Genomic DNA, 24,728 nt, shown 5'->3' with positions numbered 1-24,728 from the left:
ACCGACAGTCCCCGCACACCATGACTACCAAAATGCTTACCCGGTTCGAAATGGAATCGGCACCCCGGCCCACGGCCTCCGTCATCATGCTGCATGGCCTGGGTGCCAACGGCCATGACCTGGCTGGAGTGGTCCCCGAACTGAATCTGCGGGGCTGCCAGCCCATGCGCTTCATCTTTCCGCATGCACCCAACATGCCGGTGACGGTCAACGGCGGCTATGTCATGCCAGCCTGGTACGACATCACCGGCACCGACCTCATCAGCCGCCAGGACGTACAAGGCATTCAGCAATCCGAGTTGGCCATCACTGCGCTGGTGGCCCATGAGATCAAGCGTGGCATTGCACCGGACCATATCGTGCTGGCCGGCTTCAGCCAGGGCGCGGCCATGTCCCTGCACACCGGGCTGCGTCTGCCTTACGCCATTGCAGGAATCATCGCCCTGTCCGGGTACCTGCCACTGGCAGATCGCTTTGCCAAGGAACGCTCCAGCGCCAACGCTTTCACCCCGATATTCATGGGCCATGGATTGGACGACACGGTCGTGATCCACGGCCGCGGCGAGACCACCCGCAACGTCCTGCAATCGCTGGGCTACACGGTGCAATGGCACAGCTACCCGACCGAGCACAACATCACCCCGCAAGAGCTGGATGACGTATCGGCGTTTCTGCGGCAGATACTGCCCGAAGCCCCGTGAGCGCGCGGCCACCCTTGGGTCGCAGCGAGAAGGTGCTGGGCATAGACTTTGGAACATCCAATTCGGCAGCGGCCTTCATGCAGCCAGACGGAGCACTGCAGGTCGTACCGCTGGATGGTGAGCGCAGCGAAATGCCCACCGCCTTGTTCTTCTGCACGGAAACCCACAGCCTGATGTTCGGCAGCGAGGCCATGCGTGCCTACCTGAGCGGCACCGAGGGCCGCCTGCTGCGCTCGCTCAAGAGCCTGCTGGGCAGCGCTTTGATGGAAGAGCACACCGCTGTGGGAGACCGCAGCATGCGCTACTTCGACATCGTGGTGCTGTTCTTCAAGGAGCTCAAGCGCCGCAGCGAAGCCTGTGCGGGCCAGCCCCTCACGCACGCCATGCTGGGCCGCCCGGTGCACTTTGTGGACGACAACCCCGAGCGCGATGCCCTGGCACAAGAGACGCTGGGCCGAGCTGCACGCGAGGCCGGCTTTACCCACATCGCCTACCAACTGGAGCCCATAGCGGCGGCGCTGGACTACGAGCAGCGCATAGCCGGGGAGCGCACGGCGCTGGTGGTGGACATAGGCGGCGGCACTTCCGACTTCACCGTCATCCGCCTGAACCCGCAGCGCAGTGTGCTGAGCGACCGCAGTGGCGACATCCTGGCCACCACCGGCGTGCACATCGGTGGCACCGACTTCGACCGCCTGCTGGACCTCTCCACCGTGATGCCCTTGCTGGGTTACCGCCACGTGGGTACCGGCGGCCGCCCGGTGCCCAACAGCGTGTTCTTTGACCTTAGCACCTGGCACCTGATTCACCAGGCCTACACGCGCAAGGGCATGCACTTTGCCAAGGAACTCTGGGCCGACTTCGCTGACCGCACGCTGCACCAGCGCCTCATGACGGCGCTGGAAGGCCAGTACGGGCACCGCATGCTGGCCGCGGTGGAGAGCGCCAAGATTGCCTGCTCCATCACCGGCGAGACCCACCCGGTGCAACTGGATTTTCTGGAACGCGCACTGGCGCCTTCCATCACCGCAGGGGCCATGGAGCTGACGCTGACCGATGCGATCGCTCAGGTGGTGCGCTGCGCCCAGGACTGCGTGCAGCAGTCCGGCCTGTCGCAGGTGGACGCGGTGTACCTGACCGGCGGCTCCTCGGCCCTGCGTCCGCTGGTGGCCGCACTACAGGCCGCCATGCCCGAGGCCACGCTGGTGTCGGGCAACCAGTTTGGCGGTGTGGCTGCCGGACTGGCGGTAGCCGGTTCGGCGCAGCAAGTCTGGCAGTAGCGGGCAACGGTGCACACCATGGTCCGGCCCGCACCCACGTACCGTGCTGCCGCCACCCTGGTGCTGCTGGTTGCCGTCCCGCTGGTTTGGAGCCTGTGGCAGGCCTTGCTGGCGGGATGCGATGGCGCGGCCTGGGCCACGTTGTGGGCTGACCCGCAGACCGGGCGCGCACTGGCTTTGAGCCTGTGGACCGGGCTGGCCAGCACCACCCTGGCCACAGCCACTGCGGCCTGGATGCTGGCGGGCTGCAGCATGGGGCAGAACCTGCAGCGACTAATCGGCCGCCAGTCCTGGATGCTGGCCTTGCCCCATGCGGCCTTTGCCATCGGTTTGGCGCTGCTGGTGGCACCGTCGGGTTGGCTGCTGCGTCTGTTCTCCCCTTGGGCCACCGGTCTGCAGAGTCCGCCAGATTGGCCCACCACGCAAGACCCTTGGGGGTTGGGACTGATTGCCGTGCTGGCGTTCAAGGAGACGCCGTTTCTCCTCTGGGCTGCAGGCGCCCATCTGCTGCGCCCGGATGTGGCTCAGCGCCTGCAGCAGGAACTCCAGGTCGCAGCCACCCTGGGTTATCCAGCACGCAGTGCTTGGTGGCGCATCGTCTGGCCCCAGCTGCTGGCGCGACTCACGGCGCCCTTGCTGGCCGTGCTGACCTACGGCCTCTGCGTGGTGGACGTGGCCCTGGTCATAGGCCCAGCGTCCCCGCCCACGCTGGCCGTGCTGGCCTGGCAATGGCTGCTGGATGCCGACCTGCAGACCAACGCCAAAGGTGCTTCAGCAGCCTGGCTGCTGGTAGCAACCCTCGCGGTGGTTACTGGCGTGGCGATGTACTTGCATCGCATGCCGCTTTGGCGCGTCCGCCGCACGCGGGGCGCACCGGACTCCAGCCGGCTTCGCAACACCACTAGGCACAGCCCACACCTGACGGGCGGCGACTTCTGGCTCCGGGGCATCTATGTGCTGGTAGCACTGGCACTGCTGCTGGCCAGCGTCAGCGGCGTGTGGCCTTTTCCGCAGCTCGTGCCGACGCAATGGAGCCTGTCGGCCTGGCGCTCGGTGGCGCAGAGCACGGACACGCTCGGGACCACGGTGTGGCTTGCAGCCGGCAGCGCGCTGGCGGCCCTGCTGTGGGTCGTTGCCTGGCTGGAACTGGCACCTATGCGTTGGCAGCACAGGCTGCAGGGGCTGACTTTGCTGCCACTGGTGCTGCCTGCTTTGCTGTGGGTGCTTGGTCTGCACCGCCTGACCCTTTCCTGGAGCCTGGACGGCACCGCCTGGGGGCTGTGGCTGGCGCACTGGCTTGCCTGCCTGCCCTATGTGCTGCTGACACTGCAAGGCCCGTACAACGGCTTTGACACCCGGCTGTACCAATTGAGCGCCACGCTGGGCCATGGACGCTGGGAGTTCATGTTGCGTATCAAGTGGCCTCTGCTACGTGCCAGTCTGGCCGCTGCGCTGGCGGTGGGCTTCGCCGTCAGCGTGGCGCAGTACCTGCCCACCCTGTATGTGGGGGCCGGTCGCTTTGCCACCGTCACTACCGAGGCGGTAGCGCTGGCCGCTGGGGGGCAGCGCGGCCTGATGGCCGCCTACGCCGCGCTGCAATTCCTGTTGCCCGCGGCGGTATTTGCGCTGGCGACGCGGCTGGGACGCCAGCGACACTTTGCACCTGCGCCACGGGCCTTGGGCACAATCGCGCCATGAGTGATACGCCCTCTTTGCCGCCCCTGTGGCATCAGCTACCCCATGCGCCCGCGCCGGGCACGGCGCTGCTGCACCGCGATGCCGTGCCGGATGGCGCGGTGCTGATGCACAGCGTGGTGACGTCGGCGGATGCCGAAACTCCTGCGAGCTTTCGCCTGCTGCTGCTGCGCAGCGGTGACACCGTGACCGCCTTTGCCAACCGATGCGCCCACTTTGGCGTGCCCCTGGCCAACAGCCAGGACAAGCTGATCTTCAAAGCCCACACCAGCATCACCTGCAATGTGCACTACGCGCGCTACCGCTGGGCGGACGGCATGTGCGAGCAGGGTGATTGCGTGGGCGAGTCGCTGATTGCTGTGCCGCTACAGTGCGATGCCGAAGGCATGCTGCGCATAGGCAGCAGCGCATGAGCCTGGAGCTGCAGGTCAGGCAACTGGCGACCCCGTCGCAGCTGCTGGTGCGGGACCTGCATCTGCGCATTGCACCGGGCACCGTGCACACGCTGATGGGCGAAAGTGGCAGTGGCAAGTCCAGCCTGCTGGCGGCGGTGTGCGGCACGCTGGACCCTGCCCTGCGCTTCGACGGCCAGGTGCTGCTCAACGGGCTGCGCATCGATGGGCTGCCGCCGCAAGCGCGGCGGGTGGGCATTCTGTTCCAGGACGCCTTGCTGTTTCCCCACATGACGGTGCGCGAGAACCTGTTGTTCGCTGTGCCGCGCGGCGATGCCGCCACCCGCGAGAGCCAAGTGAATCAAGCCCTGCTGGCCATGGAGATCGCGCCGCTGGCCCAGGCCGATCCTGCCACCCTGTCCGGTGGGCAGCGCGTACGCGTTGCTTTGGCGCGGGCGTTGCTGGCCCAGCCCCAGGCGCTGCTGCTGGATGAGCCCTTCTCACGGCTGGATGCGGCTTTGCGTGCGCGCATGCGGGAACTGGTGTTCGACCTGGTGCGCCAGCGCAATATTCCGGCCCTGCTGGTGACCCACGACGCACAGGACGTAGCCGACCCGGCCCTGCTCACCCGACTTGCGGAACCCGGCTGACAAAGCAATGCGCGCACACTGACTCAATTGACATTTCTCAAGACGACGTGGGGCAAAAGGCATCACCATCGAATCTGAGGCCTGTGGCCGCCTCCCCCCGAGGATTTCCCATGCAATTGCCTGTGCTGATCCAATCGCTGCTCGCGCCCGAACGCTATGGCGAGGGCGTGACGCAAGTCAGTCTTGTGGAAACCCACATCTCCTGGGTGCTGCTGGCCGGTGACTTTGCCTACAAGATCAAGAAGCCGGTCAAGCTGTCTTTTCTGGACTTCAGCACACTGGAGCTGCGCAAGCATTTCTGCGATGAGGAACTGCGGCTGAACCAGCGCTTCTCGCCGGACATCTACCTGGAAGTGGTGGGCATCTTCCACACGGAAGAGGTCCCGCTCTGGCAAGGCAAGGGCCCGCCGCTGGAGTACGCTGTGAAGATGCGCCGCTTCGATCAGGAGGCCAGGCTGGACCATGTGTGCGCACGTGGTGAACTAACACCCGAACTCGTGAGCAATCTGGCGCACAGCGTGGCGGACTTCCACGCACAGGCTGCCGTCGCGCCAGCGGACTCGGCATTTGGCGCGCCCGCTGCGGTGCTGGACCAGGCCCTGCAGAATTTTGATGATCTGCAGAAGGCGCTGCCCGAGCCACGAGTACAACAAAAGTTGCTGGCCCTGCGCGACTGGACCCGGCAGCAATTTGCACAACTGACCCCACTACTGCAGGCGCGCAAGCAGACCGGGTTCGTACGTGAATGCCACGGTGATCTGCACCTGGCCAATCTGGTGTTGATGGACGGCGGCATACGCCTGTTTGACTGTCTGGAGTTCAACGACGAGTTGCGCTGGATCGATGTGGCCAGCGACATTGCCTTTACCTACCAGGATCTGTTGGCCCAGCACCAGCCGGGTCTGGCGCACTGGTTTGTGAATGAGGTGCTGGCCCAGAGCGGCGACTATGCCTGTGCCCCGCTGCTGCGCTTTTATGCGGTGTACCGTGCGCTGGTGCGGGCCAAGGTGGCCATGGTGCACTACCTGCAGCACGGTGAACCCAAGGAACATGCCCTGGAGTGCATTGCGCTGGCAGAGCAGCTGGCGGCACCAGCTGAACTGCAGCTGATCATCACCCACGGTGTGTCCGGCTGTGGCAAAACCTATGCGTCCAACCAACTACTGCTGGATGACGCGCAGCCCGCCATCCTGCGTCTGCGCACCGACCTGGAACGCAAGCGTGCGTTCCACATTCCTGCGCTGGCTTCCAGCGCTTCCGCATTGAATGCCGGTGTCTATTCGCCACAGGCCAACGAGGCCACCTACACCCAGCTGCTTTCCATGGCCGACACGCTGCTGCACGCCGGCTGGTCGGTGCTGGTGGATGGAACCTTCTTGCAGCGCGCCCAACGCGATGCCTTTCACCAGCTGGCCCGCAGCCACCACGCACGCTTTTGCATCCTGGCGCCGGGCGCTAGCCAGGACGAATTGCGCAAGCGGATACAGGAGCGTGCGCAGCGGGGAGACGACGCATCCGAAGCCTCGCTGCAGGTGCTGGACGCGCAGCTTGCTGCAGTAGAGCCCCTGCAACCGGATGAGCCCGTGTGGCCGGTTACTGAACCGGCCTAGCCGTCATTGGCCAGAACTGCGGCCCCGTGTTTCACTGCGGTAAACAGTCCACCCATCTGCTGGACTTCCATCGTGCCGAGCTGATCGGCCAGCAGGCTCCAGGGCGCCGCCAACCCTTCCAGCGAGGTCACCGAATAGAGGGCGGCCATCAGTACCCAGCAGTTGGTTGCCACTTCCCAGGGTGAGGCCCAGTTCAGGCCCACCGCAACCACATTGGCGTGCGGCTTGAGGTGCAGCAGCACGCGCCGCACGGCTTCGGGCTGACGGAGTATGTCGTGGGTGAAGATGAACAAGGCAGCATCGGCCATGCAGGGGATCAGGGCATCGGCCACGGTTGAAGTCAGCAGCGTGACATTGGTCCAGCCCTTGTCCTGCACACGCTGGCGCGCCCGCTCCATCATCTCGGGACACTGCTCGATCGCAACAATGCGGCCTTCCGTCCCGATGATCTGCTGCAGCCGCTCGAAGCTCAGGCCCGTGCCGCAACCCACATCCAGCACCGTGTCGCCGGGCTTGAGGTCCAGCTGTTCAATGGCATCGCGGCGCAGGGATTCGAAGGCGAGCAACTCCATGTCGTATGCGTTGGCACGCATGCGGTATTGGGCCAGTGCAGGACGTGATGGAATGATGTGCTCCTCGTCAGCGTCAGCCTGCAATCCAGGAGGCAATGCGCGGCGCCTTGCGACCGACCGCTGGCGGCACCGCCAGCGGTTGCCCGACGATGATAGGCGCCACTGCCTCTACATCCGGCGGCAACCCGATGAGGGCACGGATCGGCGGCGAGTTGAGCGTTGCAACCGACATGCCGATGACGCAGGTGCCAAGGCCCATGGCGTAGGCACCGAGCATCAGGTTCTGCGCCGCCAGCCAGCAATCCGCCTGGGAAAAGCGCGCGGCACTCGGGGCGCAGATCACGACCAGGGTAGGCGCTCCGTGAAACACATCAGCCATCCCGTCCTGGTCGCGGTGCAAGCTGGGGGGCAGATCCGCCATGCCGCTCAGCGCTTGTTCGGAAATGCGCTGCAGCACTTTCTTGTCCTGCACCACGATGAACCCCCAGGGCTCCAGGTGCATGGCCGTAGGGGCTTGGACCGCCAGTTCCAACAGTTCCAGCAATGTGGTTCGTTCTATCTGTTCGGGGCCAAAGGTACGAACCGACCGGCGCCCCTGAATGGCATCGCGTAGTGCCATGGTTTCCAAAGAAGCATGCATGATGGTCCTTTCATTGCGTCCACAAGGTCTGCCTCTGCCCACATGGACCGGGTGCACAGCCCTACCTCTCAATATGGACCTTTGTCACAAACCTTCGTTGACCGCCATCAAACAACCCGCAGGAGCACGTTACCATGCAGCCTGCCATGCCCAACCCCACCCTTCCATGCTAGACCGCCTTGCCGTGCGTTTGTTGCGCAAACCGGTGACAGCAGCTGCCGTGGTGCTGGCGCGCATGGGGATTGGTGCCAACAGCATCAGCCTGCTGGGCTTTGCACTGGGCCTGGGTGCGGCGGCCTGCATCGCCAGCGCCAGGTACGCGCCGGGGACGGTCCTGATCCTGCTGTCGCGCAGCTGTGATGCACTGGATGGCGCCGTGGCCCGGCAGACGCGCGCCAGTGATGCGGGCGGCTTTCTGGACATTGCGCTGGACTTTCTGTTTTACGCCAGCATTCCACTGGCCTTTGCGCTGGCGCAGCCCGTCAGCAACGCCCTGCCCGCTGCCGTTTTGCTGACCGCCTTCATGGGCACCAGCTCCAGCTTTCTGGCCTTTGCCGCACTGGCTGCCAAGCGCGGCATGGACAACACCGACTACCCCGACAAGTCGATCTACTTCCTGGGCGGCCTGACCGAGGCAACCGAGACCTTGGGTGTGTTCCTTGCCATGTGCCTGTGGCCGCAGCACTTTGCCGTGCTGGCCTACGGTTTTGCGGCCCTGTGTGCCATCACCACTGCGACCCGCATCGTCTGGGGCTGGAGGGCTTTTCAATGAAGGCCACTCGCTGGATCGTGATCGCCTTGCTGCTGGTTGTCGGCACCCTTTTCTTCACGCTGGACCTGAACCAATACCTGAACCTGCACTATCTGCAACAGCGCCAGCAGGACTTTGCAGCGCTATACGCAGAGCACCCCTGGCAGGTACGCGCCGCCTACTTTGCCATGTACCTGTTGGTGGCAGCACTGTCGCTGCCCGGGGCTGTGTTGCTGACACTGGCGGGGGGTGCGATCTTCGGTTTCTTCTGGGGGCTGTTGCTGGTGTCGTTTGCATCCAGCATGGGTGCCACCGTGTCGTTCTGGGTGGCGCGCTGGCTGCTGCGCGATACGGTACAGACCCGCTTTGCCATACCGCTCAAGGAGATCAACGCCGGAGTGGAGCGCGCCGGAGCGCTCTATCTGCTGAGCCTGCGGCTGATTCCGGTGGTGCCGTTCTTCCTGATCAACCTGGGCATGGGGCTCACGTCCATCAACAGCTGGACCTTTTACTGGGTCAGCCAGCTGGGCATGCTGGTGGGAACGGCCGCGTTTGTGAATGCGGGTATCCAGCTCGGCTCGCTGCGCAGCCTGTCGGACGCAGCCAGCCCCGCGCTGCTGGGGTCGCTGGCACTGCTGGGCCTGTTGCCCCTGGTGGTGCGGCGCATCGTGCGCCACATGGAGCGGCTGCGCGTGCTGGCGCGCTGGCGCAGCGTGCGCCCTGCCCGCTTTGACCGCAACCTGGTGGTGATCGGTGCGGGCTCGGGCGGATTGGTGGCGGCCTATATTGCCGCAGCGGTCAAGGCCAAGGTCACGCTGGTGGAAGCCAAGGTCATGGGCGGCGACTGCCTCAACTACGGCTGCGTTCCCAGCAAGGCGCTGATACGCAGCGCCAAGGCCGCGCACCAGATGCGCCGTGCCCGCGACTACGGTCTTTCTGCCGCGCCGGTGGTGGATTTCAAGGCGGTGATGCAGCGGGTGCAGCAGGTGATTGCCGACATTGCGCCGCATGACAGCGTGGCGCGCTATACCGATCTGGGTGTGGACGTGGTGCAAGGCTATGCCCGCATCACCAATCCCTGGACGGTGGAAATACAGCGCACAGACGGCAGCCGGCAGACCTTGAGCACCCGCAGCATTGTGATTGCCGCAGGCGCACAACCCGTGGTGCCCGCGCTGCCAGGCCTGGAGGAGGTGGGCTACCTCACCAGCGACACCCTGTGGGAGCATTTGGCCACGTTGGACGTGCTGCCCAAGCGCTGGGTGGTGCTGGGTGGCGGGCCGATTGGTTGCGAGCTGTCGCAGGCCTTTGCGCGCCTGGGCGCCGATGTGATCCAGGTGGAAATGGCGCCGCGCCTGCTGCTGCGCGAAGACGAAGAAGTGAGCGCCGTGGTGCAAGCCAGTCTGGAGGCCGACGGCGTGCAGGTACTCACCAGCCACCAGGCGCTGCGCTGCGAACGCTTGGGAGACGCCAAGGTACTGGTGCTGTCCCACCACGGGCAGGAGGTACGCATGCCGTTTGACCAGTTGCTCTGCGCCGTGGGCCGCAAGGCGCGCCTTACCGGCTATGGGCTGGAAGCGCTGGGCATCGCCACCGACAAGACCATCATCACCGACGACACGCTGCAAACCGTCTACCCCAACATCTATGCGGCAGGCGATGTGGCCGGGCCCTACCAGTTCACCCATGTGGCCTCGCACCAGGCTTGGTATGCCGCGGTCAATGCGCTGTTTGGTGACTTCAAGCGCTTTCGCGTCAACTACCAGGCGATTCCGCAAGCTAGCTTCACCGACCCCGAGGTCGCCCGCGTGGGCCTGAACGAGCAGGAAGCGACTGCACAGGGCATTGCCTATGAAGTCACCCGCTATGTACTGGATGACCTGGACCGCGCCATTGCCGACGGCGAGGCGCGCGGGTTTGTCAAAGTGCTCACAGTGCCAGGCAAGGACCGCATCCTGGGCGCCACCATCGTGGGCGCGCAGGCTGCCGAACTGCTGGCCGAATACGTGCTGGCCATGCAGCACGGCCTGGGACTCAACAAGATTCTGGGCACGGTGCACACCTACCCCACCATGGCCGAGGCCAACAAATATGCAGCGGGCCAATGGCGGCGCGCGCACCAGCCGCAAAGGCTGCTGCAGTGGGTGGAACGCTTCCATGCCTGGAGGCGCGGTTGAGTCCGGCGCGCCAGTTGCTGCTGCTGGGCGCAGGTCATGCCCACGTGCAGGTGCTGGCGCAGATGGCCGGGGCGCCTTGGTCCGGCGCCCAGGTCACGCTGATTGCGCCGTATGACCGGCAGCTGTATTCGGGCATGGTGCCGGGTTTTGTGGCCGGACGCTATGCACTGGAGGACTGCGTGATTCCGCTGGAGCCGCTGGTGCGCCGCAGCGGCATCCGCTGGATAGCGCGCAGCGTGCGCGGCCTGGATGCAAGCGCCCAGACCGTGACCCTGGACGACGGCAGCGTGCTGCACTACGACTGGGCATCCATCAATACCGGGCCGGTACACAACCGCGCACTGCTGGAAGCGGCCATGCCGGGCGCGCGCGAACATGCCCTGTTCGTGCGCCCCATCGAAGCCTTTGGCGTGCTCTGGCCCAAGGTGGCGGCCATGGGCGAGGCGCGGCCACTGCGCATTGCCGTGGTCGGTGCCGGTGCTGCCGGGGTCGAGCTGGTGATGGCGATTCGCCAGCGCTTGCCCGACGCAGCGCTCACCCTGCTGTGCGGTGATGCCGTGCCGGGCGTAGGCTATCCGCCCAACGTGCAGGCCCGCATCCACGCGGCATTGCAAAAGCGCCGCATCACCATCCTGCGCGACAGTGCATGTGGTGTGCGCGCAGGGGAAGTGGCACTGGCCAGCGGTGCCACCCTGGCCTGCGACGTGCCCATCATCGCCACCGGTGCGCAGGCGCCAGCATGGCTGGCAAACAGTGGGCTGGCGCTGGACGCGCACGGCTTTGTGGCGGTGGACGCCTGCCAGCGCTCCACCAGCCACACCATGGTGTTTGCCGCAGGCGATGTCAGCAGCCGCACCGACCGCACGCTGGCCCGCAGCGGTGTCTATGCCGTGCGCAGCGGCCCGGCGCTGGCCACCAACCTGCATGCGGCGCTGCAGGGTCAGCCCCTGGTGGAGCACCAGCCGCCCGAGCACACGCTCAACCTGATTTCCTGTGGCGCCGGCTTTGCCATTGCCAGCTGGGGACAGTACAGTGCGCAGGGTTACTGGGTCTGGCGACTCAAGGACTGGATTGACCGCCGCTTTGTGCGGCGCTTTAGGGAGACTGTATGACCACCGCACTGGAACCCGACACTGCGAGCACGCCCACCCGCCGCGTGGACCAGTTGCTGGCGCACTACGCCAGCAGCCACCGCAACCCGCGCAACGAGCGCATCCACTACGTGGCCATACCCTGCATCATGCTCAGCCTGGTGGGCCTTCTGTACGCACTCAGCCCATGGGCGGCCCTGCTATTTCTGGCGGCCAGCCTGGTGTACTACTGGCGCCTGTCGAAGATATTCCTGGTCACCATGATGGCCATCACCGTAGTCATGCTGGCCATCCTTGCGGGCCTGAACGCCAAAGGGATTTTGCTGCCGGTGTGCGTCACGGTATTTGTGGTGGCCTGGATCTTCCAGTTCATAGGCCACCGCATCGAGGGCAAGAAGCCTTCGTTTCTGGAAGATGTGCAGTACCTCTGGGTGGGGCCACTGTTTGTGCTGAGTCGGTTGTTTGAGCGATTGGGCCTGCGCTGGTAACGACGGGCAATGCTTCAACCCAATCTGTAATCGACACGGAAGAAGCACGCCCATTCGCTTTGCTCTACGATGGGCGAGATGACTCTTCCAAAGCCGTTCTTTCACAACTTCAAAGTCCACCAGGTTCATCACGGACAGGCCGTGATTCACGCTGAAGTGGGCGGTAGTGGACCACCTCTGCTGCTTTTGCATGGCTATCCTCAAACCCATGTGGCGTGGCATCGAATAGTGCCTGCGCTGGCAAAGCACTTCACCGTGATCGCTCCTGACCTGAGAGGTTACGGCGACAGCGTGGGGCCTTCGGGTGACGCACAGCATACGCAATACAGCAAGAGAACCATGGCCCTGGACAACTTGGCCCTGATGCAGTCGCTCGGGTTTTCACGCTTCGCGGTGATGGGCCATGACCGTGGTGCACGGGTCGGCTACCGAATGTGTCTTGATGCCCCGCAAGCGGTCAATTGCTTTACCTCCCTGACCGTGGTCCCCACTGCGGAAATGTGGAGCCGGGCCAACATGGCATTTGGGATGAAGGCATTTCATTGGTATCTCTTTGCCCAGCCCTTTGATCTGCCAGAGCGCCTGTTGCGCTCCGATCCCTCTTACTTTCTGGACTGGACTTTGCGCAACATGGTGGTGGAAGAGTCAGCCATCCATTCCGAGTGCCGTGCGGAGTACCACCGCGCATTTGCAAGGGAGTCCGTGCGGCACGCCATGATGGAAGAATACCGAGCCGCCGCTTCCATTGACCTCGAGCATGACAAAGTGGATTTGGCTAACGGCCACAAAGTAGCTTGCCCCGTTCAGATCTTGTGGAACAAATCAGCGACCGCCAGCCCCACCCCGGAAGAAATCTGGAGAACCTGGGCCGATCAGGTCGAAGGGGCCACGATTGATTGTGGGCACTTGATGGCAGAAGAGGCACCCGACGAAGTGCTTCAACACGCATTACCGTTCCTGACGAGACATTCGGCCCCTTGACTCTGGCTGCAACCGGCCTTTCGCTCACAGATTGGGCGCCAGCAATCGCGAGAGCTCAGCCGGCTGCATCTGGCGGCGCTGGCACAGGTCCTGCAACTGGTCGTCACCGATTTTGCCGACGTTGAAATAGGTGGCCTGCGGGTGTCCCAGGTAGAAGCCGCTGACACTGGCAGCAGGATGCATGGCCAGGCTTTCCGTCAGCGCCATGCCGATGTCTGCGCAATGCAGCAGGTCAAACATGTCCTTCTTGGCGCTGTGGTCCGGGCAGGCCGGGTAGCCAGGAGCCGGACGTATGCCACGGTAGCGCTCGCTGATCATGGCCTCCATATCCAGGTTTTCATCGGGCGCATAGCCCCACCAGTCGGTGCGTACCCGGTGGTGCAGGCATTCGGCAAAGGCCTCTGCCAAACGGTCCGCAATGGCCTTGAACATGATGGCGCTGTAGTCGTCGTGTGCGTCCATGAATATCTGCTCGCGCTTCTCCGCGCCAATGCCGGCCGTCACGGCAAACACGCCCACATAGTCCGGCGCAACGCCTTTGGGTGCGACAAAGTCCGCCAGGCAGCGGCTGGGTCGCATGACGCCATCGATTTCCTGCTTGGGCGACTGCTGGCGCAAGCCGTACCAGGTCATGGCCACCTGGCTGCGCGACTCATCGGTGTAGAGCTCTATGTCGTCGTCATGCACCGTGTTGGCCGGGTACAGCCCGAGCACCGCATTCGCCGTCAGCCAGCGGCCATCGATGGCCCGCTTGAGCAAGGCCCGCCCGTCGCGCAACACCTGCTGTGCCTGCACGCCCACCACCTCATCCTGCAGGATGGCGGGGTACGGGCCCGCCAGATCCCAGGTCTGGAAGAACGGGCCCCAGTCGATGAAGCGTGCCAGCTCGCTCAGGTCGAAGTTGCGAAACACGCGTCGCCCAATGAACTTGGGGCGCGTGGGCTGGAAGACCGTCCAGTCCAGCGGCGTCTTGTTGGCGCGCGCGCGCTCCAGCGGCCACAGCGCGACCTGCTTTTTGTTGGCGTGCTGTTCCCGGACCTTGTCGTTGTCCGCCGCCAGCGCCTCCAGGTAGCTGGCTGCCTGCTCGCCCAACAGGCTCTGCGCCACACCCACGCTGCGCGAGGCGTCGGGCACATAGACAACCGGGCCTTCGTAATGCGGCGCAATCTTGACAGCGGTGTGCACCCGGCTGGTGGTGGCGCCACCAATGAGCAGCGGAATCTTGCGGATGCGGAAGTAGTCGTCCTTCTGCATCTCGCCAGCCACATAGGCCATCTCTTCCAGGCTGGGGGTGATCAGTCCGGACAGGCCGATCATGTCAGCGCCCTCCACCTTGGCCCGGGCCAGGATTTCGTGGCAGGGCACCATCACGCCCATGTTGACCACTTCGAAGTTGTTGCACTGGAGCACCACGGTCACGATGTTCTTGCCGATGTCGTGCACATCACCCTTGACGGTGGCAATGACGATCTTGCCCTTGGCCTTGGCTTCCCCGCCCGCTTCCACCATGGCGGCCTTTTCGGCCTCGATGTAGGGCAACAGGTGCGCCACGGCCTGCTTCATGACGCGTGCGCTCTTGACCACCTGGGGCAGGAACATCTTGCCCTGGCCAAACAGGTCACCCACCACATTCATCCCGTCCATGAGCGGGCCTTCGATGACGTGCAGCGGTCGCCCGCCCTGGGCCAGCAAGTCGCGGTAGGCCTCTTCGGTATCTTCGGTGATGAAATCGGTGATGCCGTGCACCAGCGCATGGCTGAGCCGCTGCCCCACGGACACGGGTGCATCCGGTGTTCCGCGCCAATCCAGCTTGCGGCTCTCGTCGCGCGCGGCACCGCGTGTGCTCTCGGCAATTTCCACCAGGCGTTCACCGGCATCGGCACGGCGGTTGAGCACCACGTCCTCGACGCGCTCGCGCAGCTCGGGTGCCAGTTCGTCATACACACCCACCATGCCGGCATTGACGATGCCCATGTCCATTCCGGCCTGGATGGCGTGGTACAGAAACACCGTATGGATTGCCTCGCGCACCGGGTCATTGCCGCGAAAGGAAAAGCTGACGTTGGACACGCCGCCCGACACCTTGGCGCCCGGCAGGTTCTGCTTGATCCAGCGGGTGGCTTCGATGAAGTCCACCGCGTAGTTGTTGTGCTCCTCGATGCCGGTGGCAATGGCAAAGATGTTGGGATCAAAAATAATGTCTTCGGGTGGGAAACCCACCTCATCGACCAGGATGCGATAGGCACGCGCACAGATGTCGATCTTGCGCTGGTAGGTGTCGGCCTGGCCCTGCTCGTCAAAAGCCATCACCACCGCCGCCGCACCGTAGCGCCGCACCAGCTTGGCCTGCTGCTTGAATGCCTGCTCGCCCTCTTTCATGCTGATGGAGTTGACGATGGATTTGCCCTGCACACAACGCAGGCCGGCTTCGATCACGCTCCATTTGCTGGAGTCAATCATGATGGGCACGCGCGAAATGTCGGGCTCGCTGGCGATCAGCTGCAGAAACCGCACCATGGCAGCCTGGCTGTCGAGCATGGCCTCGTCCATGTTGATGTCGATGATCTGTGCGCCGTTTTCGACCTGCTGGCGTGCCACGGCCAGGGCCTGCTCGAACTCGCCGTTGAGAATCATGCGGGCAAAGGCCTTGGAGCCCGTCACATTGGTGCGCTCACCAATGTTGACAAACAGGGTATCCGCGTTGATGACAACCGGCTCCAGGCCGGACAGCATCATGGGTGCGAGGTATTGAGAACGAAGCATGTGACTCACCGATGTAGGAATATCAGGTGAGCGTCGTTGCAATGAAAGTGCAGATCCAAGCCTGGTGGGGCCCTCGCCCGCACTGCAACGCTCCTTGGATGAGCGGCGATTCTAACGGTAGAAAGCCGCCTGGTGCAGCGTGCGCGGAGAAAACGGGCTGACTTCCCGGGCAATCGCGCTGATGTGCTGGGGCGTGGTGCCGCAACAGCCGCCCACGATGTTGACCAGCCCCTCCTGCGCAAACTCGTGCAACAGCCGGCTGGTGACTTCCGGTGTCTCGTCGAATCCGGTCTCCGCCATGGGGTTGGGCAGACCTGCATTGGGGTAGCAACTGATGAAGGTGTCGGGTGCCGCCCGGTGCAGTTCCTGGATGTAAGGGCGCATCAGCGCCGCACCCAGCGCGCAATTCAGTCCGACCGCCAGGGGCTGTGCATGGCGTACGCTGTGCCAGAAGGCGGTGACGGTCTGGCCGCTCAGAATGCGCCCCGACGCATCCGTCACCGTGCCGCTGATGATGATGGGCAGGCGCTCGCCTGAGTCCTCGAAATAGCGGTCAATGGCAAACAGGGCCGCTTTGGCATTCAAGGTATCGAAGATGGTTTCGACCAGCAGCACATCGGCCCCGCCCTCAACCAGCGCACGGGTCTGCTCGTAGTAGGCCACGTTGAGCTGTTCAAAGTCGATATTGCGTGCACCCGGATCATTCACATCCGGGCTGATGCTGGCGGTCTTGGGTGTGGGGCCCAGTGCGCCCACCACAAAGCGCGGCTTGTCCGGCGTGGAAAACTTGTCGCATGCTGCGCGGGCCAGGCGGGCCGATGCCGCATTCATTTCAACGGCCAGGTCCGCCATATCGTAGTCGGCCTGCGCAATCGTCGTGGCCCCGAAGGTATTGGTTTCAATCAGATCGGCGCCGGCTGCCAGATAGCCTTCATGGATATCGGAAATGATGTCGGGGCGGGTCAGGCTCAGCAACTCGTTGTTGCCCTTCACGTCCTTGTGGAAATCCTTGAAGCGCTGGCCCCGGTACTGTGCTTCGCTCAGCTTGAAACGCTGGATCATGGTGCCCATGGCGCCGTCCAGAATCATGATCCGCTGGTCCAGAATCTCGGGCAGCTGCTGGGCGCGGGTGTAGCGCGAAGGCGTGGAGGTTTGCATCAACTCTTTCATACAGATACGGGATGGTCGCAGGCCATGCTCTCACAGCCTGCGATTGCGGCCCGTAGTGTACGCAAACAGGACTCAGGCCTCTATTTCCAGCGCGGTTGTGGGTCTTGCACAGCAGGCCAGGATGTAGCCCTCCGCGATGTCTTCGTCCAGAATGCCGCCGTTGTGGCTCATGGTGACCTCGCCGGATAGCTTGCGCACCCGGCAGGTGCCGCAAATGCCGGATTCGCAAGCTGCAGAAATGCGAACGCCACTGGCACGCGCCGTTTGCAGAACCGTTTTCCCGGGCAGGCACTCCGCCTGCAGGTTGGAGTCCATGAAGCGAATGGGCAGCGTAGCCGGTCCCGCTTGCTGGGCTTCACCAACTGCGGCGTGCGTGCCAAGCACTTCGGCTTCGGCTGCACCAAAACTCTCCTGGTGGTAGCGCGACATATCAAATTGCGCAGACTTCAGCATGCCTTGCACGGTGCGCATGAAGGGATCGGGGCCGCAGCAGAACACCTCACGTTGCTGGAAATCGTGCGCCATCTGCGTGAGTGGCAGCGCATCAATGCGCCCGACAAAGCCCGGCCAGCTTTCCCGCAACGACCTTTGCTCCACCAGGAAGCGCAGCGACAGGCCCGGCATCTGACTGCCCAGCAGTTCCAGTTCCCGTCGGAAGACGATTTCTTCCGGTGCGCGAGCGCAGTTCACGAACACCACATCGGCGCCGGGCGCGCAGTCGTACAGCCAGCGCAGCATCGACATCATGGGCGTGATGCCCGAGCCCGCGGAGATGAACAGGTACTTTGCCGCCGGATGCTTGTGCAGTGTGAAGTCACCGTACGGCCCCATGGCCTTGAGCCGGGAACCTGACTTCACGTTGTCGAACATCCATTGCGTTCCTACGCTACCGGGCTGTGCCTTCACTGTCACCGCTATGGCATGGGGCCGCGACGGACTGGACGACAGGGTGTAGGTCCGGTTCAGAACGCCGTCCTGCGCCGGCAGCTGCAGCGTAATGAATTGCCCGGGCTTGTAACGAAACCAACTAAGCGTGTCGGAACGGAACGTGAAGGTCTTCACCCCCGGCGCCTCGTCGACGACGGAGATCACCTCCAGCCCCTGCTGACTGTCGTTCCAGGGCTCCATCTCATCCAGCGTCCGGAAATTGCCTGCATGCGTCACAGCGTTCATCTCATGCTCCTCAAACTACCTGACCCAGCTTGGGCTTTTCGATTTCGGCCAGACGTTGCGCCATGAAGCCGGCGTACCAGTCCACAAACTGGACCACGCCGCCTTCGTGCATCTCGGAATAGGGGCCCGGCTCATAGGCTGGAGACTTGATGCCAAACGCGTTCTCTTCGACGATGCGCCGGTCTTCGTCATTGGTCTCGGTCCAGACCTTGGTCAGTTCCTTGAGGTCGTAGTCGACCCCTTCGACCGCGTCCTTGTGCACCAGCCATTTGGTGGTGACCGCCGTCTCCGTGGCACTGATGGGCATTACCCGGAAGGTGACCGCATGGTCGCCCAGCACATGGTTCCAGGTGGTTGGGTAGTGAAACAGCAGCAGCGTTCCAATGCGGTCGGCAGACACGCTGTCCGACAGGTTGTTGCGTACCGCGCGCTGACCCGTCATGGTGTAGCTCACGCCATCACCCAGCAGGGGCGCGCGGCTGGTGCGGTACTGGCCGGCCTGGTCTATGCGAAAACGCGAAGGCAGACCTGCCGCCTCGCAGCGGTCCCAATGCGCCAACATCTCCGGATCGTTTTCCGCGCCCTCCACGCCGGTAACGGTCGGCGCTTCGGGGAAGGTCTTGCACAGCGCCGGGTGGTTTGCCGCGCAGTGGTAACACTCGCGGTTGTTTTCCCACACGAGCTTCCAGTTGCCCTTCTCGATGATGGTCGACTCGAAAGCGATCTTTGCGTCGGTCAGGCGGTGCGGTGCGAAATACGGCTCCACCATTTGCCGGAACGGCTCGAAGTCCATCGGGGTTTGCGCCAGACAGATGAAGATGTAGCCCCCCACATCTTCGCAAGCAACGGGTTTCAGACCGAACTCCGCCTTGTCAAAGTCCTCAGGCATCTGCCGCGCAAAGACGAGTGAGCCATCCAGGTCGTAGGTCCATTGGTGGTAAGGGCAGACCAGACGGGCCGCCGTGCCACGGTGCGATGCGCAGACCCGGCTGCCGCGGTGGCGGCAGGAGTTGTGAAAAGCTCTGATTTGCCCGTCCCGTCCACGCACCACCACAATGGGGTAGTCGCCCACCTGAACCGTGAAGTAGCTACCCGGCTTGGTGACCTCGCAGTTGTGCCCGACAAAAAGCCAGTCGCGGTACCAGATCAGGTCCAGGTCCTGCTTGTAGAAGTCGGGGTCGATGTAAAAGGGCTGTTCCAGAGTGAAACCGTCCCGTCTGCTGCGAAGCAGATGGAGCATCTTGGTGCGTGTGTCCATGTGAGTCCTTAAAAAAACAAGAGGACTGAACGCATGGTGATGCAAGAGGACAACACGGAAGGTGACGTAGTCTGACACGCCCCGTGTGCTCAGCCTCTTGACCGCCCGCCGCGATCAGCCGAAATCCAGTGTTTCCAGGCTGGTTTCCGGGCTTCGATGCCGTCCTGTCGGGACTGGAGGCATCGTTACCGTTGCGGGGGCAGCGCCGGTATCACACCGGCTTCCCAATTATCCCGATGGAGAATTTCCGCCAGGCACCTAGAACGTGGTGAATGAGACCACAGGGAGATTCAAATGGACCTATGCGAAAGCGACGTCGCGCGTACACCCTGCGACGCGGGTGGTCAACAGGGTTAACACGTGCTATTGGGTGCTGATGCGGCTGTCGGTGAAACGGCTGTCCAGGCCCTTTTCCTTGAGCTTGCGCTCCAGTTCCTCGTTCTCCAGCTGACGCTTGCGCTCGGCCTGTTTGCGCTGCTCCTCCTGGCGCATGACTTCGAGCTCTTCGGGCGTGGGTTCCTTGTCGAAAGACAGGGTTGGGCCGTCCGCGCCGGGCGGCTCGCCACGGCGGCTCTTGAGCTTGATGGCAAGGCGCAGCTCGTTGGCGGAGTCGGCATTGCGGATGGCTTCCTCGAAGCTGATGTGGCCCTCGTCATACAGTTCGTACAGGGCCCAGTCAAAGGTGCGCATGCCCAGTTCGCGCGATCGTTCCATGATGGTCTTGATGTCGCCGAACTGGCCTTTGAAAATGCGCTCGGCAATCGTGGGCGTGTTGAGCAGGATCTCGATGGCTGCCTTGCGCCCCTTGCCGTCTTCGGTGCGCACCAGCCGCTGCGAGATGATGGCGCGCAGGTTGGCCGACAGGTCCATCAGCAGCTGGTTGCGCCGGTCTTCCGGGAAGAAATTGATGATGCGGTCTATGGCCTGGTTGGCGCTGTTGGCGTGCAAGGTGCCCAGGCACAGGTGGCCGGTTTCGGCAAAGGCAATGGCGTGCTCCATGGTCTCGGGGTCGCGGATCTCGCCGATCAGGATCACGTCCGGCGCCTGGCGCAAGGTGTTCTTCAGCGCATGGTGCCAGCTGTGGGTGTCCACTCCCACTTCGCGGTGGCTCACCAGCGACTTCTTGGAGACATGCACGTATTCCACCGGGTCTTCCACCGTGATGATGTGCCCAGCCGAGGTGTGGTTGCGGTAGTCGATCATGGCGGCTAGCGAGGTGGACTTGCCTGAGCCGGTGCCGCCGACCACCAGCACCAGCCCGCGCTTGTTCATGATGACGTCCTTGAGCACGGGCGGCAACGAGAGCTTCTCGAAATTGGGAATCTCGGAGGCAATGGTGCGCACCACCATGGCCACGTTCTGCTGCTGCACATAGACGTTGACGCGAAAACGCGACACGCCGGGAATGCTGATGGCAAAGTTGCATTCCATCTCCTTGGCGAACTCGGCGCGCTGCTTCTCGTTCATCAGGGAGTGGGCGAACATCTTGGTCATCTCACCGTTGAGCTTCTGGTTGGTCAGCGGCTGCATGCTGCCGTGGGCCTTCATGCTGGGGGGAAAGTCGTTGGCAATGAACAGATCCGACCCACCGGCCTGGCTCATGGCGGCCAGGAGTTTGTGCATGTAGGCGCGGGCCTGCTCTTCGTTCAAGGTAGACATAGGCAATCGGGTAGTTGGTTGGACGGGCGACAGCGGTGCAAAGTATGGGGTGCATCGGGCATGGGGTCAACACTGCGGCCTGAGCAGATCAGGCCGGGCTGCGTCACAATGGGCCATGCCTTGGCTGTCACAAATTCTTCTGATCCTGCACCTGGAAGTGCAGTCTTTCATCCGCTACCCGCGCCTGATTGCGGCCACGTTTCTGGTGGCCTGCATCCCTGCGTTCTACTGCTTTATCTACCTCTCCAGTGTGTGGGACCCGGCTGCCCGTGCCATTGCCTTGCCGGTAGGCCTGGTGAACCTGGACCAGGGCGTGGAATACCGTGGCCAGGTATTCAACGTGGGTTGGGAAGTGGCCGCCACCTTGCGCAAGAAGCAGACCTTTGGCTTTCAGGACTTTGAACGGGAAGACCAGGCGCGCGAACAGGTGCGCAAGGGTGCGCTGGCCTTTGCGCTGGTGATTCCCAAGGACTTCAGCTCCAACGCGCTACCAGGCCACGAGGCCGGTGCGGGCAAGCTGGTGGTGTACACATCAGCCGGCAACAACTACGAGAGTGCGCAGTTGGCCCGCAGCTTTGCGCGTGAGCTCGGCCACGACGTGAATGAAAGCCTGAACGAGCGGCGCTGGCGACTGGTATTGCTCAACGCAGCGGGTTCGCAACGCAGTGTGGAACGGCTGCGCGATGGTGTCGACCAACTGCGTGCCGGAGCCCACGAATTGAGCAAGGGTATGGGCCCGCTGGTAAACGGTGCGCAGCAGGCTGCCACGGGTTCTCAGCGGATCAACAACGGTGTAGACCAGCTCAGCAGCGGTGTGCGCCAACTGGCCAACGGCCTGCGCACCATGGATGCCAAGCATCCGCGCGGCTCCGATCTGGACCGTCTCAGGAGCGGCGCCGAGCAGATGGCCGCGGGCCACGTCGAGTTGTCCAAAGGCATGGTCGAACTCAAGACCGGCAGCCAGGCCATACGCACCAGCGTGGCCGCGTTTCGCGACCAGGCACACGACAGCATTCTGGTGCCGAGCAAGGTGGCAGAGAGCCTGGACCAGTTGCACAGCGGCGTGACCCAACTCGATGCAGGATTGCAGACCGCGCTGGAGGCGCAGGGCAAGTTGGCCGAAGGCGCCGACGCACTCAGTAGCGGCGTCGGTGCCCTGACCACTGGCGTGCGCGCCATGAACCAGGGCCTGCACACCATGGTGACCAAACTGCCGGAGGACAGCCTGCTGGACGAGCTGGACAAGGGCACCGATACGCTGCAGGCGGCCAACACCGCACTGGCAAGCGGCGCCGTCACGGCGCAACAAGGCGCCGCACGCCTGAGCGCCGGGCTGGAGTTGCTGGCCTCCTCGCTGCCTCCTGCGGTGGAAAAACCGGACGGCAGTGCCCAAGGGCTGGCCAACTCCGTCAGCCCGGTGGTGGAAGTGGAGGCGCCCGTGCCCAACAGCGGCAGCGGCTTTGCGCCCAACATCATCCCTGCGTCCCTGTGGCTGGGTGCGGGCGTGGCCGCCTTTCTCATCCATGTGCGGTTGCTGCCGGTGCGGGCGCAACACTTCTCCGGCTCGGCCAAACTCCTGGGCAAGATCACGGTTCCGCTGGTGATCGTGCTGCTGCAAGCCGCCTTGCTGTATGCGCTGGTGGTGTTTGGCCTGCGCATACCCGTGGCCATGCCAGCGCTCTTCACGATCACGCTGGCGCTCTCGGCCATTACCTTTCTGTGCATCGTCATGGCGCTCACCCGTGCCATGGGGGACGCGGGCAAGGCCCTGTCGATGATTTTCCTGGCTGTGCAGCTCTCCAGCTCGGGCGGCATCCTGCCAGTGGAACTCAGTGGCACGTTGTTCAGCGAGATCAGTCCCTGGCTACCTCTGACCTGGGTGGTACGCGCCATGAAGATCTGTCTGTTCGGCGCCTATGAAGGAGCCTGGCAGCATCCGCTTACCGTGATGGGGCTGACTTGTCTGGGCGCACTGGTGTGCGCCTGCTGCCTGGGCCGTTGGCAATATGTGCGCCCCACCGAGATGCGCCCCGCGGTGAACTTCTGACGCCACGCGCCACCTCCCGCGGGCAGTGGCAAATTGTCAACACCGTTTAAAAAAATTCCCGTATGGCGCGTGCAGCGCCTGTGCCTGTGCTTGAATAGAAATCAGCGCATTGTTTAAAGGAATTTTGCACAGGAGGTCTCCATGGCATCTGGCAGTCTGGTCCCGCAATCACCACCGTTCCGTTTACCCGTGGCGCAAATGCGTCAGGTGTTCCAGACGCAGGAGGTTGAACGCAAACTCGCCAAGCTGCAGGGCAACGAGCAGGACAACCTGCGCACCACCTACCAGCGTATGCTGGAGCGCGGACCGGAGCGCTTCCAGGTCAAGCCCTCGGGCGTTCCGGATATGAGTGAGCTGTACCAGTCACTGCCGAATTTCACGGAAGTGCTGGACGACGTGAAGCGCCATGTGGCACTGGCCCAGGACTGCACGGATGGCATTGAGGTGACACCCATTTTGCTGCTGGGTCAACCCGGCATCGGCAAGACGCACTTCGCCAAGAAGCTGGCTGACCTGCTGGGCACCGGCATGACCCTGGTTCCCATGAGCTCCATGACCGCGGGCTGGCTGCTCTCGGGTGCATCCTCGCAATGGAAGGGAGCCAAGCCGGGCAAGGTGTTCGAGGCACTGGTGGACGGCGAATACGCCAATCCGGTGATCGTAGTGGACGAGATTGACAAGGCGGCGGCAGACGCGCAGTACGATCCCCTGGGCGCGCTCTACAGCCTACTGGAGCATGACACCGCCAAGGCCTTTACAGACGAATTTGCCGAGGTGGCGGTAGACGCCAGCCAGGTGATCTGGATCACCACTGCCAATGACGAACGCTGCATCCCCGAGCCCATTCTCAATCGCATGAATGTGTTCGAAGTGCAACCGCCATCGCCGGAAGCAGCAAGGCAGATTGCCCGCAATCTGTACAAGTCCATTCGAAGTGAACACGGCTGGGGCGAGCACTTTGCGCCCGAGCCTTTGGACGATGTACTCGACATCCTGAGCGAGTGCGCCCCACGTGACATGCGCCGCGCCTGGATGACAGGCTTTGGCAATGCACGCCTGGACCGCAGCGACACCGTGCGGGCAATCGACTTGCCAAGAGCCGGTGGCAAGAAGGCAAGCATGGGCTTTTTGCAATAACTGAGAGGCAGATCGGCTTAGGCGGTGTGATTACGCATCGCATGGATCTATACATAGCAGGCGCCACGAATTTCCTGATCCCTCTTCAGCCTCTATATATTCAAGAGCGTGTGGCGCGCTTTGCGTAAAGGCCGGGATGCAAAGATATTTCATGAAATGTGAATATCTTCCATACCATATGCAAATCCATATCAAAAAGCCCTCTATTTGCATCCCACACAACCCTTATGAACCGAGATACATATTTTCGTGAAGCGCAGCGCGGGAGTCTCATTTTGTATCAATAAAAATACAATATATGCAATAGATCGAAGATGTTTTACTTCTAAACCAGTAAAGGCCACGCCCGAGACATTCGTTGCACATATTTCGAAGTAAGATCGGCCACGATTTTGGCAAACGCATCGAAAGGTGCGGACGCAAAGCTACAGACCCGAACCCATTGATCAATGGATGGGTGGCTGAGTTGCTCTCAGGTTTTCAACCTAGGTAT

Annotated in this window: 20 protein-coding genes and 3 riboswitches; of the genes, 13 read left to right on the top strand and 7 right to left on the bottom strand. The window is 63.0% G+C overall.

Annotation, left to right across the window (positions count from 1 at the left end; translation table 11 throughout):
* Positions 1-20 precede the first annotated feature (20 nt).
* The 6 genes from AAGF34_RS14550 (at position 21) to AAGF34_RS14525 (ending at position 6,328) form a co-directional block, all read left to right on the top strand.
* Entirely contained in the window at positions 21-701 is a 681-nt protein-coding gene (locus tag AAGF34_RS14550; protein ID WP_342616445.1) for a carboxylesterase, read from the top strand.
* Complete coding sequence (locus AAGF34_RS14545; protein ID WP_342616444.1) at positions 698-1,981, top strand: Hsp70 family protein; 1,284 nt, start codon at positions 698-700, stop codon at positions 1,979-1,981. The genes AAGF34_RS14550 and AAGF34_RS14545 overlap by 4 nt, the downstream gene beginning before the upstream one ends.
* A gap of 18 nt (positions 1,982-1,999) precedes the next feature.
* Positions 2,000-3,679, top strand: coding sequence for an ABC transporter permease (locus tag AAGF34_RS14540; RefSeq protein WP_342616443.1), 1,680 nt, complete (start codon positions 2,000-2,002; stop codon positions 3,677-3,679).
* On the top strand, positions 3,676-4,089 hold the full coding sequence (locus tag AAGF34_RS14535) for a Rieske 2Fe-2S domain-containing protein (protein ID WP_342616442.1): 414 nt from the start codon (positions 3,676-3,678) through the stop codon (positions 4,087-4,089). The genes AAGF34_RS14540 and AAGF34_RS14535 overlap by 4 nt, the downstream gene beginning before the upstream one ends.
* Positions 4,086-4,718 (top strand): ATP-binding cassette domain-containing protein, encoded by a 633-nt coding sequence (locus tag AAGF34_RS14530; RefSeq protein WP_342616441.1) that lies wholly within the window; start codon positions 4,086-4,088, stop codon positions 4,716-4,718. Before AAGF34_RS14535 ends, AAGF34_RS14530 begins: the two co-directional genes overlap by 4 nt.
* A gap of 110 nt (positions 4,719-4,828) precedes the next feature.
* Entirely contained in the window at positions 4,829-6,328 is a 1,500-nt protein-coding gene (locus AAGF34_RS14525; RefSeq protein WP_342616440.1) for an AAA family ATPase, read from the top strand.
* Here the strand turns inward: AAGF34_RS14525 and AAGF34_RS14520 are convergent.
* Together AAGF34_RS14520 and AAGF34_RS14515 are read right to left on the bottom strand one after the other, a co-directional pair.
* Positions 6,325-6,921, bottom strand: a complete 597-nt coding sequence (locus tag AAGF34_RS14520) for a methyltransferase domain-containing protein (protein WP_342616439.1) — start codon at positions 6,919-6,921, stop codon at positions 6,325-6,327. The two genes, AAGF34_RS14525 and AAGF34_RS14520, sit on opposite strands and share 4 nt — an antisense overlap.
* Before the next feature lie 52 nt (positions 6,922-6,973).
* Positions 6,974-7,540, bottom strand: coding sequence for a nitroreductase family protein (locus AAGF34_RS14515; RefSeq protein WP_342616438.1), 567 nt, complete (start codon positions 7,538-7,540; stop codon positions 6,974-6,976).
* A gap of 166 nt (positions 7,541-7,706) precedes the next feature.
* Here AAGF34_RS14515 and AAGF34_RS14510 point away from each other — a divergent pair, with 166 nt between their 5' ends.
* From AAGF34_RS14510 to AAGF34_RS14490, 5 genes are all read left to right on the top strand, one after another.
* Positions 7,707-8,312, top strand: a complete 606-nt coding sequence (locus AAGF34_RS14510) for a CDP-alcohol phosphatidyltransferase family protein (protein WP_342616437.1) — start codon at positions 7,707-7,709, stop codon at positions 8,310-8,312.
* A complete protein-coding gene (locus AAGF34_RS14505; RefSeq protein ID WP_342616436.1) occupies positions 8,309-10,468 on the top strand; it encodes an FAD-dependent oxidoreductase in 2,160 nt (719 codons plus the stop codon). The genes AAGF34_RS14510 and AAGF34_RS14505 overlap by 4 nt, the downstream gene beginning before the upstream one ends.
* Positions 10,396-11,580 (top strand): FAD-dependent oxidoreductase, encoded by a 1,185-nt coding sequence (locus AAGF34_RS14500; RefSeq protein WP_342616435.1) that lies wholly within the window; start codon positions 10,396-10,398, stop codon positions 11,578-11,580. The genes AAGF34_RS14505 and AAGF34_RS14500 overlap by 73 nt, the downstream gene beginning before the upstream one ends.
* Positions 11,577-12,047: an Mpo1-like protein gene (locus AAGF34_RS14495; RefSeq protein WP_342616434.1), complete on the top strand. Its 471-nt coding sequence runs from the start codon at positions 11,577-11,579 to the stop codon at positions 12,045-12,047. Before AAGF34_RS14500 ends, AAGF34_RS14495 begins: the two co-directional genes overlap by 4 nt.
* 141 nt (positions 12,048-12,188) lie before the next feature.
* The gene (locus tag AAGF34_RS14490; RefSeq protein ID WP_342616433.1) at positions 12,189-13,028 is read left to right on the top strand and encodes an alpha/beta hydrolase; all 840 of its coding nucleotides are present in this window, start codon (positions 12,189-12,191) and stop codon (positions 13,026-13,028) included.
* A gap of 24 nt (positions 13,029-13,052) precedes the next feature.
* Here the strand turns inward: AAGF34_RS14490 and metH are convergent, their stop codons facing one another.
* The 5 genes from metH to AAGF34_RS14465 form a co-directional block, all read right to left on the bottom strand.
* Positions 13,053-15,791 carry a methionine synthase gene (gene metH, locus AAGF34_RS14485; protein WP_342616432.1) on the bottom strand — a complete coding sequence of 913 codons (2,739 nt, stop codon included), beginning with the start codon at positions 15,789-15,791 and terminating at the stop codon, positions 13,053-13,055.
* Between the two features lie 21 nt (positions 15,792-15,812).
* Positions 15,813-15,893, bottom strand: a riboswitch (S-adenosyl-L-homocysteine riboswitch).
* Positions 15,894-15,902: 9 nt separating this feature from the next.
* A complete protein-coding gene (locus tag AAGF34_RS14480) occupies positions 15,903-16,949 on the bottom strand; it encodes a homocysteine S-methyltransferase family protein (RefSeq protein ID WP_342616431.1) in 1,047 nt (348 codons plus the stop codon).
* 84 nt (positions 16,950-17,033) lie between these two features.
* Positions 17,034-18,134 carry a hybrid-cluster NAD(P)-dependent oxidoreductase gene (locus AAGF34_RS14475; protein WP_342616430.1) on the bottom strand — a complete coding sequence of 367 codons (1,101 nt, stop codon included), beginning with the start codon at positions 18,132-18,134 and terminating at the stop codon, positions 17,034-17,036.
* Between the two features lie 10 nt (positions 18,135-18,144).
* Positions 18,145-19,392, bottom strand: a complete 1,248-nt coding sequence (locus AAGF34_RS14470; protein ID WP_342616429.1) for an aromatic ring-hydroxylating dioxygenase subunit alpha — start codon at positions 19,390-19,392, stop codon at positions 18,145-18,147.
* A gap of 119 nt (positions 19,393-19,511) precedes the next feature.
* Positions 19,512-19,669, bottom strand: a riboswitch (cobalamin riboswitch).
* 86 nt (positions 19,670-19,755) lie between these two features.
* Positions 19,756-21,051, bottom strand: coding sequence for a PilT/PilU family type 4a pilus ATPase (locus AAGF34_RS14465; RefSeq protein WP_342616428.1), 1,296 nt, complete (start codon positions 21,049-21,051; stop codon positions 19,756-19,758).
* A 115-nt stretch (positions 21,052-21,166) separates the two neighbouring features.
* Between AAGF34_RS14465 and AAGF34_RS14460 the strand changes: the two genes are divergently transcribed.
* Positions 21,167-23,098, top strand: coding sequence for a YhgE/Pip domain-containing protein (locus AAGF34_RS14460; RefSeq protein ID WP_342616427.1), 1,932 nt, complete (start codon positions 21,167-21,169; stop codon positions 23,096-23,098).
* A gap of 141 nt (positions 23,099-23,239) precedes the next feature.
* The gene (locus AAGF34_RS14455; RefSeq protein WP_342616426.1) at positions 23,240-24,235 is read left to right on the top strand and encodes an AAA family ATPase; all 996 of its coding nucleotides are present in this window, start codon (positions 23,240-23,242) and stop codon (positions 24,233-24,235) included.
* Between the two features lie 384 nt (positions 24,236-24,619).
* A riboswitch (cyclic di-GMP riboswitch) is annotated at positions 24,620-24,709 on the top strand.
* Positions 24,710-24,728 lie beyond the last annotated feature (19 nt).

The sequence above is a fragment of the Rhodoferax sp. GW822-FHT02A01 genome (genome assembly GCF_038784515.1).
In the GTDB taxonomy this organism is placed as follows: Bacteria; Pseudomonadota; Gammaproteobacteria; order Burkholderiales; family Burkholderiaceae_C; genus Allorhodoferax.
Note: the sequence above shows the minus strand (reverse complement) of the source record. Positions and strands in the feature narration are given on the sequence as shown.